The sequence below is a fragment of the Paeniglutamicibacter quisquiliarum genome (assembly GCF_019084045.1).
Classification (GTDB): domain Bacteria; phylum Actinomycetota; class Actinomycetes; order Actinomycetales; family Micrococcaceae; genus Paeniglutamicibacter; species Paeniglutamicibacter quisquiliarum.
On the sequence record NZ_JAHRED010000006.1, the window covers coordinates 217,099 to 233,385 of the forward strand.

General features: G+C 66.4%; 14 protein-coding genes. 11 read left to right on the forward strand and 3 right to left on the reverse strand.

The annotated features are described in order from the left end of the window. Nucleotides 1–34: 34 nt before the first annotated feature. The 4 genes from nagB (at nt 35) to KRR55_RS12740 (ending at nt 6,582) form a co-directional block, all read left to right on the forward strand. Nucleotides 35–823: a glucosamine-6-phosphate deaminase gene (gene nagB / locus KRR55_RS12725; RefSeq protein ID WP_217389451.1), complete on the forward strand. Its 789-nt coding sequence runs from the start codon at nt 35–37 to the stop codon at nt 821–823. A 115-nt stretch (nt 824–938) separates the two neighbouring features. After that, nucleotides 939–3,575: a sialidase family protein gene (locus tag KRR55_RS12730; protein ID WP_217389452.1), complete on the forward strand. Its 2,637-nt coding sequence runs from the start codon at nt 939–941 to the stop codon at nt 3,573–3,575. A gap of 187 nt (nt 3,576–3,762) precedes the next feature. Continuing rightward, nucleotides 3,763–5,109 (forward strand): phosphoglucosamine mutase, encoded by a 1,347-nt coding sequence (glmM, locus tag KRR55_RS12735; RefSeq protein WP_217389453.1) that lies wholly within the window; start codon nt 3,763–3,765, stop codon nt 5,107–5,109. 129 nt (nt 5,110–5,238) lie between these two features. After that, complete coding sequence (locus KRR55_RS12740) at nt 5,239–6,582, forward strand: UDP-glucose dehydrogenase family protein (RefSeq protein ID WP_217389454.1); 1,344 nt, start codon at nt 5,239–5,241, stop codon at nt 6,580–6,582. Between the two features lie 338 nt (nt 6,583–6,920). Here the strand turns inward: KRR55_RS12740 and KRR55_RS12745 are convergent, their stop codons facing one another. Next, complete coding sequence (locus KRR55_RS12745; RefSeq protein WP_217389455.1) at nt 6,921–8,456, reverse strand: NAD(P)H-hydrate dehydratase; 1,536 nt, start codon at nt 8,454–8,456, stop codon at nt 6,921–6,923. Between the two features lie 64 nt (nt 8,457–8,520). Beyond that, on the reverse strand, nt 8,521–8,871 hold the full coding sequence (locus KRR55_RS12750) for a holo-ACP synthase (RefSeq protein WP_217389456.1): 351 nt from the start codon (nt 8,869–8,871) through the stop codon (nt 8,521–8,523). Nucleotides 8,872–8,998: 127 nt separating this feature from the next. Between KRR55_RS12750 and KRR55_RS12755 the strand changes: the two genes are divergently transcribed. Continuing rightward, nucleotides 8,999–9,562 carry a mycothiol transferase gene (locus KRR55_RS12755; protein WP_217389457.1) on the forward strand — a complete coding sequence of 188 codons (564 nt, stop codon included), beginning with the start codon at nt 8,999–9,001 and terminating at the stop codon, nt 9,560–9,562. A 95-nt stretch (nt 9,563–9,657) separates the two neighbouring features. On the opposite strand, the gene glmS is transcribed toward KRR55_RS12755, so the two are convergent. Further along, entirely contained in the window at nt 9,658–11,529 is a 1,872-nt protein-coding gene (glmS, locus tag KRR55_RS12760; RefSeq protein ID WP_217389458.1) for a glutamine--fructose-6-phosphate transaminase (isomerizing), read from the reverse strand. Nucleotides 11,530–11,677: 148 nt separating this feature from the next. Here glmS and coaA point away from each other — a divergent pair, with 148 nt between their 5' ends. The 6 genes from coaA (at nt 11,678) to rimI (ending at nt 16,216) form a co-directional block, all read left to right on the forward strand. Beyond that, a complete protein-coding gene (gene coaA / locus KRR55_RS12765) occupies nt 11,678–12,637 on the forward strand; it encodes a type I pantothenate kinase (RefSeq protein WP_217389459.1) in 960 nt (319 codons plus the stop codon). Between the two features lie 93 nt (nt 12,638–12,730). Next, the gene (gene mscL / locus KRR55_RS12770; protein WP_217389524.1) at nt 12,731–13,129 is read left to right on the forward strand and encodes a large conductance mechanosensitive channel protein MscL; all 399 of its coding nucleotides are present in this window, start codon (nt 12,731–12,733) and stop codon (nt 13,127–13,129) included. Nucleotides 13,130–13,297: 168 nt separating this feature from the next. Beyond that, complete coding sequence (gene alr, locus KRR55_RS12775; RefSeq protein WP_217389460.1) at nt 13,298–14,500, forward strand: alanine racemase; 1,203 nt, start codon at nt 13,298–13,300, stop codon at nt 14,498–14,500. Further along, entirely contained in the window at nt 14,493–15,041 is a 549-nt protein-coding gene (gene tsaE, locus KRR55_RS12780; protein ID WP_418888841.1) for a tRNA (adenosine(37)-N6)-threonylcarbamoyltransferase complex ATPase subunit type 1 TsaE, read from the forward strand. The genes alr and tsaE overlap by 8 nt, the downstream gene beginning before the upstream one ends. 21 nt (nt 15,042–15,062) lie before the next feature. After that, nucleotides 15,063–15,734, forward strand: a complete 672-nt coding sequence (tsaB, locus tag KRR55_RS12785; RefSeq protein ID WP_217389462.1) for a tRNA (adenosine(37)-N6)-threonylcarbamoyltransferase complex dimerization subunit type 1 TsaB — start codon at nt 15,063–15,065, stop codon at nt 15,732–15,734. 8 nt (nt 15,735–15,742) lie between these two features. Next, nucleotides 15,743–16,216, forward strand: coding sequence for a ribosomal protein S18-alanine N-acetyltransferase (gene rimI / locus KRR55_RS12790; RefSeq protein ID WP_217389463.1), 474 nt, complete (start codon nt 15,743–15,745; stop codon nt 16,214–16,216). Nucleotides 16,217–16,287 lie beyond the last annotated feature (71 nt).

The following is a 16,287-nucleotide window of genomic DNA, read 5'->3' on the forward strand; positions in this document are numbered from 1 at the left end:
GGACAAATCATCGAATAGTGGGTACTCTGGGCAGGTGGAAATCATCGTGCTCTCAGACCCGGCGGCCGTGGGCCGCCACGCCGCCCGCCTCATCGCCGACACCCTGGCCAGGCGGCGGGACCCCGTGCTTGGCGTGGCCACCGGCTCCAGCCCGCTCGGCACCTACGCGGCGCTAGCGGTCCTGGCGCGCGAGGGGCTTGACCTCTCGCGAACCACCGCCTTTGCCCTGGACGAGTACGTGGGGCTGGATCCCGCGCACCCCGAGGCCTACCACTCCGTCATCGACCGCGAGGTCACCCTCCCGCTGGGACTTGACCCGCGCAAGGTGCACGTCCCGCACGGCGCGGCCGCCGACCTGCCCGCGGCCTGCGCCGAGTACGAGGCGGCGATCGAGGCGGCCGGGGGCATCGACGTGCAGCTGCTGGGGATCGGGGCCAACGGGCACATCGGCTTCAACGAGCCCGGCTCGTCGCTGGGCAGCCGCACCCGCGTCAAGACCCTGGCCCCGCGCACCCGGCGCGACAACGCGCGGTTCTTCGGGGGAGACGTCGAGGCGGTTCCGTTGCATTGCCTGACCCAGGGCATTGGCACCATCCTGCGCGCCCGCTCGGTGCTGCTGGTGGCCACCGGCGAGTCCAAGGCGGCCGCGGTGGCGGCCATGGCGGAAGGGCCGCTGGGCGCCTTCTGCCCCGCGAGCGCGCTGCAGCTCCATGAGCGGGCGACGGTGGTCCTGGACGAGGCCGCGGCCTCGCTGCTTGCCGACCGCGAATACTACGACTTCGCCCGGGACAACGCGCCCGGGGGTGCCCCGAAGCGGGATTGAGGCGATGCGCGACGCTTGACAGATGTGGGCGATGTCACGTATCCATAGATCGGATGTCCTACCTCTTTGCTCGACCTCACCGACCCTCCCAAGCCGGAAAGGCACTTCCCAAGAGATGACCGATCACCCGAAACCCCGACTTTCACGCGCGGCCCGCCCCCTGGCCACGGCGGCGCTCCTGGCCCTGTTGGCCCCCGTCGCCCTGGCCGGATCCGCGGGCGCCGCCCTGTCGGCACCCGGCACCGACCCCTTCGCCGCCCCGGGCACCTACACCGAGGCGAACCTCGCCGCCGACCGCACAAGCGAAAACTACTTCTACCGCATTCCCGCCCTCGCCCACCTGGGCAACGGCGTGGTGCTCGCCTCCTGGGACGCCCGCCCGAATTCCGCCGCCGACGCGCCCAATGCCAACAGCATCGTGATGCGCCGCAGCACCGACAACGGCAAGACCTTCGGGGAGATGACCACCATCGCCGCCGGCCACCTGGGCGACGCCGAGACCCCGAAGTACGGCTACAGCGACCCCAGCTTCGTGGTCGATGCACAAACCAACACCGTCTTTGCCTTCTTTGTCTATTCCAAGGACCAGGGATTCCACGGCAGCACCTTCGGGAACGACGACGCCGACCGCAACGTCATCAGCGCCGCGGTGGTTTCCTCGGGCGACGGCGGGGTGAGCTGGAGCGAACCGCGCCTGATCACCGACGTGGCCAAGCCCGGCGCCGACGCCACCCCGGAACCGGGCGACGTGAAGTCCACCTTCGCCACCTCCGGGGCAGGCATCCAGCTGCGCTACGGGGCCCACGCCGGGCGGCTGGTGCAGCAGTACGCCGGCCGGGTCATGCAGGCCGACGGCAGCACGCCGATCCAGGCCTACTCCGTATATTCGGACGACCACGGCCAGACCTGGGAGCGCGGGGAATTCATCGGCACCGGGATGGACGAGAACAAGGTCGTCGAGCTCTCCGACGGACGGGTGATGCTCAACTCCCGCGACTCGAACAACGGGGGATTGCGCAAGGTGGCGATCTCCAGCGACGGCGGACACAGCTACTCGCCGGTTCAAGCCGACACCGAGCTCGTGGACCCGACCAACAACGCCCACGTGACCCGGATGTTCCCCGAAGCCGCCGAGGGCAGCGCGGAGGCGAAGATGCTGCTCTACACCGGCGCCAACCACCCCACCGAGCGCCGCAACGTCTCGGCCCGGGTCTCCTGCGACGACGGGGAAAGCTGGCCCGGGCTGCGCACCATCCGCTCCGGCTTCTCCGCCTACTCGGTGGCCACCGCGCTGGACGACGGGCTCTACGGGGTCTTCTACGAGGGCAGCTACACCAACGACCTCCCCTTGGCCACGTTCGACCAAGACTGGCTCAATGTGGCCTGCGCCCCGCTGTCAGCTGCGCCGCTGGCACTGGACGCCGGAGGCAGTGCCGAGGCATCCGTGCGCATCGCCAACCAGGAAGCCACCGCGCTCTCGGGCACGCTGACACTCACCGGCCCGGACGGATGGGACCTGGGCACCGCCGACCTCGCCCCGCTGGCCGCCGGCGCCGAAGCCACCCTCCGGCTCCCGGTCACCGCCCCGGCCACGGCCAACGGAACCGTGAAACTGCAGGCCCGCTTCACCGCCGCCGACGGCCGCACCTCGCACGGCACGCTGGCCGTCGCGGTCAAGGGGCAGGAAATCGTCTCGCTCGAGGTCTCGGGCAAGCGCACCGACGGGGTCCGCGACCTCGCCGCGGCTCCCTACGCGGCCGGAGAGAAACTTCCCTACTCCTTCCACGTCGCCAACACCGGCAACACCACCACCTGGGTGGTGCCGACCGAAGGCAACTTCACCCCGCTGGTTGCCGCACCGGTGGGCCAGAGCAGCCCGGCGGGCAACTGCCGCTACTCGTCGCTCGCCGCCGGCGCCTCCTACGACTGCGCCACGCCCAGGCACACGGTGACGGAGGCGGAGGTGGCCGACGGCTTCTTCGTCCCCGCCAGCACCTGGACCGCCGGGCGGATCCCGGACTACGCCACGGTCGTCAAAAAGTATTCCGTCGACGGCGGCGAGGTCGACCTGCTGGTGCGCGCCCCCGGCCTGGCGACAAGCGCCTCCGCGGGAACCTTCACCGACGAGGACGGCAACGGCCATGCCTCCGCGGGGGACACGGTGAGGCACCCGGCGGTCCTGTCCAACACCGGCAACGTCAGGCTGACCGGGATCCGCGCCGGGGACCAGGCGCTCGCCGGCGCACTCGCCCCCGGGGCCACCCTCGAGACCGAGCTCGTCCACGAGCTCACGGCGCAGGAGGCCCTCAGTGGCCAACTGGCCGAACGCACCGTGCAACTGGCGGCGTCCAACGGCAATAGGCAGGCCACTGCGCAGCTCGCGCTGGGCCCGGTGCAGCTGCCCCTGGACCCCGAAGCCTGGGAACCCACCGACGTGGAGACCCAGGTCCCGGCCACCAGCAGGCTGTCCCTGGCGCCCGAGGCCGGCGCCGCGCGCTGGGACGGGGACTTCTCCGTGGTGATGGAGCTGCCGCGCGGGACCAATGCAAGTGTCTTCCGTCTCTTTGAGGACGGCCGTCTGATCCACGGCCAGCAGCTGAAGGCCGACAGCCCGCGTTCCCAACGCGCCGTGGTCGGGCTCACCGGGAGGGCGGACGGAAACCGCCGCTACACCGCCGAACTCCAGAACGCGGCCGGCACCTCCACCTCCCTTCCGCTGCGGGTCACCGTGGATTCCGGGCGGGCCGGCTAGTTCCGGCACCCCGTGCCGGGGACCGGGTGCAGGGGACCTGCGGCCATCAGGTCGCGGGGCCCCTGCGCCGGGCCGTCCCCGGGCATGGGGCTTGGCTTCGGGCCCGTCCGGAGCCGTGGGCAGCCCAAAGGGTGCCCCGTGGAGAAATACCGGGGAATGATCCGGGAGCGGGTTATGATGAGTCGCGATGGCAAGGTTATTTGGGACCGATGGTGTCCGCGGAAAAGCAAACGAACTTCTGACCCCCGAGCTGGCGATGGCGCTTTCACAGGCCGCCGCCATGGTGCTGGGGCACGAACAAATAGATGACGGGCGCAGGCCCGTGGCGGTGGTGGCCAAGGATCCAAGGATCAGTGGCGACTTCCTTTCGGCTGCGATCGAGGCGGGCCTCGCGGCTTCCGGCGTCGACGTGCACGATGCGGGGACCCTGCCGACTCCGGCGGCGGCATACCTGGTCGCGGACCTGGGTGCCGACTTCGGCGTCATGATCTCCGCCTCGCACAACGCGGCACCCGACAACGGGATCAAGTTCCTGGCCCGCGGCGGCAAGAAACTCGACGACGCCCTGGAGGACGCCATCGAGGCGGCCATGGAGAAGCCCAAGCACCGCCCGGTCGGCGCGGACGTGGGACGCATCTCGCGCTTCGCCGATGCCGAGGACCGTTACATCATGCACCTGTTGCAGACGCTGCCCCACCGCCTGGACGGGCTCAAGATCGTCCTTGACTGCGCGCACGGCGCGGCCAGCGGCTGCTCGCCGGAGGTGTTCAACGCCGCCGGTGCCCAAGTCGTGGTCATTGGCGCGGAACCCGACGGCATCAACATCAACGACGGCTACGGCTCCACGCACCTTGAACGCCTGCAGGCGGCAGTGGTGGACAACGGGGCCGACCTGGGCATCGCCCACGACGGCGACGCCGACCGCTGCCTGGCCGTCGACCACGAGGGAACCGTCGTGGACGGGGACCAGATCATGGCGGTCATGGCCATGGACATGAAGGAACGCGGCGTCCTGAAGGACAACACCCTGGTCGCCACCGTGATGAGCAACCTGGGCCTGAAGATCGCGATGCGCGAGGCCGGCATCACGATCAAGGAAACCGGCGTGGGGGACCGCTACGTGCTCGAGGGCATGCGCGAGGGCGGCTACAACCTGGGTGGCGAGCAATCCGGCCACGTGATCTTCGCGGACCACGCCACCACCGGCGACGGGGTGCTGACCGGCCTGCACATTGCGGCCCGCGTCAACGCCACCGGCAAGTCCCTGAAGGAACTTGCCGGAGCCATGACGGTGCTGCCGCAGGTGCTGATCAACGTCAAGGGCGTTGACAAGGAAGCGGCACCAAGCAACCAGATGCTGATCGCCGCGATCGTTGCCGCCGAGGCGGAACTCGGGAGCAACGGCCGGGTGCTGCTGCGCCCCTCGGGCACCGAACCCGTGGTGCGCGTGATGGTGGAAGCCACCTCGCAGGACATGGCCCAATCGCTGGCCACCTCGCTGGCCGAGGTCGTTTCACGCGAACTGGCGCTATAGATTCTTTTTGCAACATTGAGACCGTGGCCGAGTGTTCCGGCACCAACGGTGTCAGGCGCTCGGCCACACGCATTTGAAATGTGCAGCCCCAGGCTGCACCAGTGATTTTCGAAAGGGTGTTCCACGGGCATGAGCATGAAGATATCGGTGATAGGTACCGGATACCTGGGCGCGACACACGCGGCCTGCATGGCTGAACTCGGCTTCGAAGTCATCGGCGTTGACGTCGACCCGGCAAAGATCCAGGCCCTGTCCGAAGGCAGGTTGCCCTTCCACGAACCTGGCCTGGGGGAGTTGTTGCGCAAGCACGTGGCCTCGGGCCGGCTGCGCTTCACCACCGACTATGAGCAGGTGGCCTCCTGGGCAGACATCCACTTCGTGGGCGTCGGCACCCCGCAGCGTGCCGACGGGCACGGGGCAGACATGCGCTACGTCGACGCGGCGGTGGCCGAGCTTGCCGCCCGCATTCGCGGCACTGCACTGATCGTGGGCAAGTCCACGGTTCCGGTGGGCACCGCCCGCAGGCTGCGCGGGCTGATTGCGGCCAACGCCCACCCCGATGCGCAGATCTCCCTGGCCTGGAACCCCGAGTTCCTGCGCGAGGGCTTCGCCGTGGCGGACACCATGTCCCCGGACCGCCTGGTGCTGGGTGTCGAGGACGGGACCTCCGAGGCCATCCTGCGCGAGGTCTACGCCAGTGCCCTGGAGGCGGACACCCCGCTGATCGTGACGGACTTTGAGACCGCGGAACTGGTCAAGGTCGCGGCCAACGCCTTCCTGGCCACCAAGATCTCCTTTATCAACTCCTTTGCCGAGGTCACCGAGACCATCGGCGGGGACATCACGGTGCTGGCCGACGCACTGGGCCACGACGCGCGCATCGGGCGCAAGTTCCTCAATGCAGGCGTGGGCTTCGGCGGCGGTTGCCTGCCCAAGGACATCCGGGCCTTGCAGGCGAGGACCAGTGAACTGGGCCTGACGCACACCATGGGCTTCCTGGCCGAAGTGGACGAGATCAACCTGCGCCGGCGCGAACGCGTGGTCCGCCTGGCGAACGTGATGCTCAAGGACGACCTGGTCGGGGCTCGCATTGCGGTCCTCGGGGTCACCTTCAAGCCCGACTCCGACGACGTGCGGGATTCCCCGGCGCTGGACATCGCCGTGCGGCTGTACAACGCCGGTGCCGACGTACTCGTCTACGACCCCAAGGGCAACAAGAACGCGGCCGAGCGTTTTCCGCGGCTGCAGTACGCAGGTGACCTGCCCGAGGCCGTGCAGGATGCCGACTTGGTGCTGCTGCTGACCGAATGGGCGGAATTCAAGGCCCTGGTTCCAGCTGACCTCGCGCACCTGGTGGCTGCCCGGCGCCTCATCGATGGAAGAAACGTCCTGAACCGGAAGCAGTGGGAAGCGTCCGGCTGGGAGATCGTGGGCATGGGCCAGCACCATGCTCCGCTCGACGGAGAGCTCTAGGCCCTGGCGACGGCCGGCCACGCGGCGGTGGACATGCGCCGCTCCGTTCCGGCACCGGCCATCGTCTCGGTGCCTGGGCGGTCCGTCGCGCCGCTTCGCGCCATGACAATCGAATTCAATTTTGGTGGTCAATTAGGCAGGCGAACATCCGGAATTTGGGTAGCATGACTTGAGCGTGGATTACCCCAATTGTCCACGCAGTATTTGCGTGTACCCCAAGTATCCGCAAATGCGAGGGACCCACCAAGCACTCGCAATGTTGGTGGGTCCCTTTCGTTAATCCGGTCCTGCTTCCGGGCCGCATTCCGGGTCCGGCCCGCCGACCGGCGGCGACGTCCCTAAAGCCCCAGCTCGCGGCCAGCGCGGGGGAGTTCCTGCAGCAGGTCGACGGCGCTGACCATGCCTTCGTGTGCCGCCAACGCGCCCGCATGCGCATGGACCAGGGCACCGGCCGCGGCCAGGTCCACCAGGCGATGGCTCTGCGCCACGACGTCGGCCGCGGTGGGCGTGGCGGGGAAATTCGCTGCCGCCAGCAGCGTGCCGAGGATGCCCGTGAGCACGTCGCCGCTGCCGGCGGTGGCAAGATCAGGGGTGGAGGCGTGGACGATCAGGGTGTAGCCGTCGGGAGCGGTGCAAATTGTCGAGGGCCCCTTGAGAAGGACCACGCAGTCGTAGGCAACGGCAGCCCAGCGGGCCCAGCGGATCGGGTCGTTGGAGATATCGCGGGAGCTGACGCGTACGCCGGCCTTGGCCAGCAGGGCGTGCAGTTCCCCGGCATGCGGGGTGAGAATCCGCAACTGGTGGTGTCCGCCCGGTTCCAGCATGGAAAGCGCGCCTGCATCGATGACACAGGGAGTGCTCGCGGCCAGGATCATGGCCAAGTGTCGGCGGGTGTCCTCGGTGTCCTCAAGCCCCGGGCCGATGGCCCAGGCTCCGATGCGGGTCGCACCCTCGCGCTCATTGCGGCGGTTGCGTGCCAACAGGGCCGTCAGCTCCGGGGTCGCCAGCGGAACGGACTCCGGCACCTGGGTGGTCAAGGCCGTAGCAACGGCCTCCGGGACCAGAGTGCGCAGCAGGCCGAGCCCGCTGGAAACCGCGGCCCTGGCGGTGAGCACCGCAGCGCCGGGGTACTTGGCGGAGCCCGCCATCAGCCCCAGCACCCCTCGCTGGTACTTGTGCCTGCCGGCCGCGCTCCAGTCGGTATTTCGGTCCAGCAGAAGTTCGAGGTCGTCTCCCTGCACCATCCAGGCCTCGGGTTCGGGCAAGGTTGCGGAGAGCCCCAGGTCGGTGACGAGAATGTTCCCGGACACCAGGTGGCCCGATCCCACCACAAGCCCAGTCTTCAGCGCACCGAAGCTGACGGTGCGGTCGGCCGGGATGACGTTGTCCGCCGCGGCGCCGGTGTCGGGGTTCACCCCGCTGGGAAGGTCGCACGCCAGTACGGGGATTTCGCGGGGCACCTCGGGAAGCTTCGCCCCGGGACGGCCCCCGGTGCCATAGCCGGCATCGATCAGCAGATCGCAGTTAACCAGGAGGTCGTCCAGGCCCGCCAAGGTTGCCGTGCGCCCGCCCGCACGTGACAGTGACTTCAATCCGGCCTGGTGGGCGTCGGTTCCCAGCAACACCGCGGTGGCCTGCACCCCGCGCTTGGCCAAGGTGGCGAGGGCAAAGAGCCCGTCCCCGCCGTTGTTTCCCGGACCGATCAGGGCCACGGCACGGGAGCCGTACAGCCGTCCCGTATTTTCCTTGAGCAATAGCACTGCCTGGTGTGCCAGTGCGTCTGCGGCCCGGTGCATCAAGGTCAGGTCGTTGGCATCGCGCAGCAGCTGGGCTTCGGCATCTCGAACGTGGGAACCTGCGTAGACGGGGATCATTAGTTCAGAATACCCAACTCCGGAGGCGAATTGCCGCAGCCATGGCCAGTCGGGAGGTGCCTGTCTACCGTTCGGCGACGACCATGGCGGTGGCCAGATCGCCGTCGTGGCTCATGGACAGGTGCCAGTGCACCACACCTTTTCTTGCGGCCGCCTCGGCAACCGAGCCGTCAAGCACCACAAAGGGGTCGCCGGCGCCGTCTTTCTCGATCCAGCAATGCTGCCAGTTCATGCCTGCCGGAGCACCCAATGCCTTCGCAATGGCTTCCTTGGCAGCGAATCGTGCGGCCAGGGACCTCACGTGGAGCTCGCGTTCCGCGGGAACAAAGAGGCGCTCGCGCAAGGCCGGGGTCCGCTCCAGTTGCGCCTTGAAGCGCGAGACCTCCACTACATCAACACCAATTCCCACGATCATGCCTCCGAGTTTATCGGCTTCCGGAGTAGCTCCATGCCGGATACGGATTCTTGCTATGGCATGCCGACCACCGGAGTCGTAGGCTACGAGGCAGTGCGTCCAGCGAACCGATGGGAAGGGACAGGCAGTGACGGTGAATGAGATCGGAATTGAGCCAAGCGCGATTGCGCTGTTGCGGGACGGCTTTGGCCGCATTCGGGATGGCCTCCAGCGGCTCCTGGCCGAGGCCGAACCGCGGATGCTGAGCTTTAGGGCGAGCAGTCATTCGAATTCCATGGCATGGCTCATCTGGCATCTGACCCGCATCGAGGATGACCACTTCACGCATCTGGCCAGGGCACTGGATGGGGAATCAACGCTCGAGCAGTGTTGGATCGCCCGGGACTGGGTGACCCGTTTCAATCTGCCCTACCGCCGGCTCGATACCGGCTTCGGGCACAGCAGTGACCAGGTTGCGGATTTCGGGATGTATGACGCCGAGTACCTGCTCGGCTACCACCGGGATGTGCACGAACAAGCAATGGGCATCCTGTCGGCCTTGCCCGAGGCGGACCTTTCGACCGTTATTGACCGGCGGTGGAATCCACCCGTCACCGCCGGGGTCAGGCTGATTAGCGTCCTCAACGAGACCGCCTCGCACTTGGGTCAGGCGGAATTCCTGCGTGGGATCTACGCCGACCAATCCGGCTGAGGGAAGGCACGTTCCTTAAAACCGGCGGTGCCGGTGCTTCCGCGTTTCGGGAAGCACCGGCACCGCCGGAAGCGGAACGTATTTTGGTCCAGGACCTACTCGACAGTGACCGACTTTGCCAGGTTGCGCGGCTGGTCCACGTCCAGCCCCTTGGCCGAGGCCAATTCGCAGGCGAAGAGCTGCAGCGGGACGGTGGCCAGCAGCGGCATCAGCAGCACCGGAGTCTCCGGAAGGTAGAACACGAACTCGGCGTAGTCGCGAACCGCCTCGTCGCCTTCCTCGGCGATGACCAGGGTCTTGGCGCCGCGGGCGCGCACTTCCTGGATGTTCGAGACGACCTTGGAGTGCAGCGAATCGCGGCCGCGCGGCGAGGGGACAACCACGAAGACCGGCTTGCCCTCCTCGATCAGCGCGATCGGGCCGTGCTTGAGCTCGCCTGCGGCGAAGCCCTCTGCATGGATGTAGGCGATTTCCTTGAGCTTCAGGGCGCCTTCCATGGCTACCGGGTAGCCAACGTGGCGGCCCAGGAAGAGAACCGACTCGGTCTCCTGCATGGAACGGGCCAGCGACTTGATTTCATCCGCGCGGTCCAGGACGTCCTGGATCTTGGCCGGGATCTTGCCCAGGTCGGCAAGGATGTCCTTGATCTGTCCGGAGAACAGGTTGCCGCGCAACTGGGCCAGGTACAGGCCGAGCAGGTAGGTGGCGGTGATCTGCGCGAGGAACGCCTTGGTGGAGGCAACGGCGATTTCCGGTCCGGCGTGCGTGTACAGCACTGCATCGGATTCACGCGGGATGGTGGAGCCGTTGGTGTTGCAGATGGCCAGGGTCTTGGCGCCCTGTTCCTTGGCGTAGCGCACGGCCATGAGCGTATCCATGGTCTCGCCGGACTGCGAGATGGAAACGACCAGGGTGTTCTCGTTCACGATCGGGTCGCGGTAGCGGAACTCGTGGCTCAGCTCGACCTCGACCGGGATCCGGCACCAGTTCTCGATGGCGTACTTGGCCACGGATCCCGCGTAGGCGGAGGTTCCACAGGCCAGCACAACGATCTTGGTGACGGCGGCGAGTTCCTCGGGGGAGATGCGCAGTTCATCGAGGGTCAGTCGGCCAAAGGCGTCCGAGCGGCCCAGCAGGGTGTCGGCCACCGCAGCGGGCTGGTCGAAGATTTCCTTTTCCATGAAGGAGCCGAAGCCGCCCTTTTCGGCGCTGGCGGCATCCCAGTCGACGTGGAATTCCTTGCCTTCGGCAGGGTTGCCGGAGAAGTCGGTGATGCTGTGGGAATCGGGGGTGATCGTGACGATCTGGTCCTGCCCCAGCTCCACCGCGCGGCGGGTGAAGTCGATGAATCCCGAAACATCCGAGCCCAGGAAGTTCTCGCCGTCGCCCAGGCCCAGGACCAGGGGGGAGTTGCGGCGAGCGGCCACGACGACGCCCGGGTGGTCCGCGTGAACAGCCAGCAAGGTGAATGCACCCTCGAGTTGGCGGGCGGCCAGCTCCATCGAACGGGTGAGGTTGCCTTCGCCGGCTCCGCGGTAGACGGAGCCCAACAGGGCAGCTGCCACTTCGGTGTCGGTTTCGGAAAGGAACTCGACGCCCTCTGCGAGCAGCTTGCCCTTGAGCTCGGCGAAGTTCTCGATGATGCCGTTGTGGATCAGCGCGAGGTTCCCTCCGTCGGCCAGGTGCGGGTGGGCGTTGCCATCCGTGGGGCCGCCGTGGGTCGCCCAGCGGGTGTGGCCAATGCCGGTCAGGGAGGACGGCAGCGGATCGGCTTCCAGGGCCTCGACGAGGTTGTTCAGCTTGCCCGACTTCTTGCGCGAGTCGATGCCCGCTTCGGTGACGACGGCCAGTCCGGCCGAGTCATAGCCGCGATATTCGAGGCGTCGAAGACCCTCAAGAATCACATCGAGCGCCCCGTGATCGGCTGCGCGTCCAGCATTACCTACGTATCCAACGATTCCACACATGCCAAAAAGATTACCGTGCCGCGCAAGCCTCCACGTTCATTTGCGCTGACGGCTGGTCTTAAAAATATGTGTGCATGCCCACGCGTCCGGAGTATGGCCAAAAGGTTAAGTTTGGGAATACGGGCGGATTGTTGGCACAATTCAAGGCGTGAATGGACAGCGTGCGGTCGACTACAGTGCAACACCCTTCGTCGAATTGGACCGCCAAACCTGGGCAAGACTGTCCAACGAACTCAAGCAACCGCTGGATGAAGCGGACCTGCGCCGGCTCAGCGGGCTCGGCGAGCAACTCAATCTCGCCGAGGTGCGCGAGGTCTATCTCCCTCTATCGCGCCTTCTCAACCTCTATGTCCAGGGGTCGGCCGCGCTTCACCAAGCCACCAACACCTTCCTGGGGGAGAGCACCCGGCGCACGCCCTTTGTCATCGGCGTGGCCGGTTCCGTTGCGGTGGGCAAGTCGACCACGGCCCGCGTGCTGCAGGAGCTCTTGCGCCGCTGGCCCGACACCCCCGACGTGCAATTGATTACCACCGACGGCTTCCTGTATCCGAACGTGGACCTGGAAAAACGCGGCATCATGCACCGCAAGGGATTTCCGGAATCCTACGACCGGCGTCGACTGTTACGTTTCGTCTCCGAGGTGAAATCCGGCGCGCCGGAGGTGCGCGCGCCCTGGTACTCGCACCTCACCTACGACATCGTTCCGGGCAAGGAAGTCGTGGTGCGTTCTCCTCAGGTGCTGATCGTGGAGGGCCTAAATGTGCTTCAGCCCGCACGGGCGCGCCTTGATGGCACTGCAGGCCTGGCCCTGAGTGATTTCTTTGACTTCTCCGTCTATGTTGACGCCCGCACAGCGGACATCGAGGAATGGTACATCCGCCGATTCATGAAACTGCGGTCCGGTGCGTTCTCGGACCCCGCATCCTATTTCCACCGTTATGCATCACTGAGCGACGAGGAAGCCAGGGAAACCGCACACGGAATCTGGAAAAGAATCAATGAGCCGAACCTTCGGGAAAATGTCATTCCGACGCGTGGCCGCGCACAACTTGTGCTTAGTAAATCCGCTGATCATTCGATCCGACGAATGCTTCTTCGCAAGATCTGACTTGCGAATCCAGCGGATGAACGTATCGCAAATTTTGAAAAATATCCGCGTCACCATCTGTTGACCACTACCATCGTGTGCAAAGCTGGGCACATGTTAAAAGGATTCAGAGATTTCATTATGCAGGGCAACGTTGTTGACCTTGCCGTTGCCGTTGTCATTGGTGCTGCTTTCGGCGCCGTGGTCAAGTCATTGGTTGAGAACATCATCATGCCTTTGATTGCCGCATTGGTGGGTTCGCCGAACTTCGACGATTTCCTGATTGTCACGATCGGCGACGGCGTTGCCATCAAGTTCGGTGTGTTCTTGACCGTCCTGGTGAACTTCATCCTCATTGCTGCCGCCATCTACTTCGTGGTCGTTTTGCCGATGAAGCACCTCAGCGAAAAGCGCCAGGCCCGCCTGGGCGTCGAAGAGCCCGCCGAGGAATTGGACCCGCAGGTTGCCCTGCTGGCCGAAATCCGCGACGAGCTCCGCAGCCGAGCGCTCTAAACTCGCTGCAACACTTCCCTATCAGCCAATAACGAAGCCCTGGCGGCCCTGTTCACATGATCAGGCCACCGGGGCTTCGTCGCGCCCGGCGCCGTCAGGACGACGGCCACGGCCATCGGTGGCGTGCCCCTGAAGCATGCACCACGGGGATAGTGGGATGATGGATGGGTGAGTGCACAATCAACCCAACAGACCGAAAAACCAGCCCACCCCCAGGATGAGACAACGTCGTCGGCCTGGGAACGGCGCGCAGTCATCGATCTGGCCAACATCCGTGAAAACGTGAAGCGCGTGGCCGAGCTGGTCGCCCCGGCCGCGGTGATGGCCGTGGTCAAGGCGGACGGCTACGGACACGGGGCGGTGGCCGTGGGCCGCGCGGCGGTGCAGGCCGGGGCCACCTGGCTGGGCTGCGCCCACGTCACCGAGGCCCTGAAGCTGCGCGAAGAGGGGTTGGAGACTCCGCTGCTGGCATGGCTGCACACCGCGGACACCCCCTTCGAGGCGGCCATTGCCGCGAACATTGACTTGGCGGTTTCGGGCTGGGAACTCGAGCACGTGGCCCGCGCAGCGCAGGCAGCCGCCCAGCCCGCCCGCGTCCACCTGAAGATCGACACCGGTCTGGGCCGCAACGGCTGCATGGCCGACCAATGGGAGCTCCTGCTGGGGCGTGCCGCCAGCTACCAGGAAGAGGGTCTGATGCGCGTGGTGGGTGTCTTCTCCCACCTGGCCGTGGCCGACGAGCCCGAACGCCCGGAAACGGACGACCAGCTGGCCGCCTTCAACCAGGCTGTTATCCTGGCCGAGGATGCTGGATTTGACCTCGAGGTGCGGCACATTGCCAACACCCCCGCAATCCTCACCCGTCCCGATGCCCACTACGACATGGTGCGGCTGGGACTGGGCCTGTACGGGCTGAGCCCCTTTGCCGGGGAAGACCCCTCGCGCTATGGGTTGCGCCCCGCAATGACCTTGATGAGCCGGATCGCGAACGTGAAGAAGGTTCCCGCTGGCCAGGGCGTGGGCTACGGACTGAGGTACCACACCGAGCGGGAAACGTACCTGGGCCTGGTCCCGATGGGCTATGCCGACGGCGTGCCGCGTTCGGCCTCGAATGCTCCGGTGAGCATCAACGGCAAGACCTACCTGGTGCGCGGCACCATTGCTATGGACCAGTTCGTGGTGGACCTGGGCCCGAATGTCGATGTCGATGAAATCCTCGGTTCCGAGGTTATTCTCTTCGGCGACGGCGGCCCGAGTGCGACCGAGTGGGCGGACGCGGCTGGAACCATCAACTACGAAATCGTGACCCGCGTTTCACCCCGCGTGCCGCGTCGGCTCGTGGAGGGTTCCTGGGGTGAATCCGGTGAGTGAGGCCTCGATAGCCGCCGAGCTTGCGGTGGCCGACATCGCCGAAACTCGCGACTTCGCCCACCGCCTCGGAGGGATCATGCGCGCCGGGGACCTGGTGATCCTGACCGGGGAACTTGGCGCCGGAAAAACCACCTTCACCCAGGGCCTGGGGCTGGGCATGGGGGTGCGCGAAGGCATCATCTCGCCCACTTTCGTGATCTCACGCATCCACCCGGCACTGGGCCACGGACCCGACCTGGTGCACGTGGATGCGTACCGGCTCGCCAGCGCCGCGGAACTCGACGACCTCGACCTCGAGGCGAGCATGGGCCAGTCCGTCACGGTGGTGGAATGGGGTGCGGGCAAGGTGGAACAGCTCAGCGACTCCAGGCTCGAAATCGTGCTGCTGCGACCCGGTTCGGCCGAAATCCACGAGGACCTGGTCTTCGACTTCAACGAGGGCGAAGACGACGAGCCACGCACCATCCGGATCGCGGCCTTCGGCCCGCGCTGGGAGAACGATCCCGGTTTGGCCGCGTTGTTGACAGACTTCGAACGCTAGAGCACCAAGGGAACCGCATACATGCTTGTACTGGCCATTGATACTTCCGCCAACGCCTCGGCGGCCTTGCTCGAATCCACGGACTCCACCGTGACCGTGGCGGGCTCCTTTACCTCAAGCGTCGGCAACGACCACTCCGAGGTCCTTTCTCCGGCCATCGAGTCCCTGCTGGCGCAGGCCGGCGGCCGGATCCCTGACGCGATCGCGGTCGGTGTGGGACCAGGTCCCTTCACCGGTTTGCGCGTGGGTCTGGCCACCGCCCGGACCCTGGGCTTTGTCTGGGGAATCGGAGTCCACGGCGTCATGAGTTTGGACGCGGTAGCCCTTGACGCCGTTGCGCAGGGCCCGGCTGGGGAATTCACCGTGGCTATCGACGCCCGCCGCAAGGAACTTTATTGGGCCCGCTACGACAACACCGGAGTGCTGGTTGGGGGCCCGTATGTGACCGTTGCCGAGGAGTTGCCGGCCGGACCCGTGTACGGGGCCGGCGGAGGGCTGTACGCCGAGCGCCTGGCGGCCGTGGGTGCCGAGGTGGTGCCCGGCTTCGAGTCCGCCCACCCCGGAGCGGTTTCGCTGGGCACCCGTGCCGTCCGGGCCCTGGCCTCCGGACAGCCGCTGTTGGGGACCGAGCCGCTCTACCTGCGCGAATCCGATGCGAAGGTTCCCGCGGTCATGAAGGGCAAACTGCTGTGAGTCGGGCAATGGCCAACCCCGCACTGGCGGGCCTGGTGACCCGCGAGATGGTTCACGAGGACGTGGCCGAGGTCTGGGAAATGGAAAAGGCCCTTTTCCCCGCCGACGCCTGGCCCTTGGATATGTTCTTTGGCGAGCTGGACCAGAAGGAGACCCGGAATTACTGGGTGGTGTTGGATGCCGGGAAGATCGTTGCCTATTGCGGGCTGATGTGCGTGCTGCCGCTGGCCGACGTGCAGACCATTGCGGTGGCCCCCGACTACGAGGGCAGGGGGATCGGAACGCATCTTTTGCGCCTCATGATCGACACCGCGATCGGCCGCAGCGCCACGGACCTGTTGTTGGAGGTCAGGGAGGACAATCCCCGCGCCCGGGAGCTCTATGAGCGCCATGGCTTCGATGCCATCCACCGACGGGCCCGCTACTACCGCGACGGTGTCGACGCGGTGATCATGCGCAAGGTGCTCATCCTGGGCGATTGAGCTGGAGTGGCCGAGGCCCGAAGCAACGGATTGTCGGTCTTTCGCCCGCCCAGTGGAGGCCGCTTCGCCGA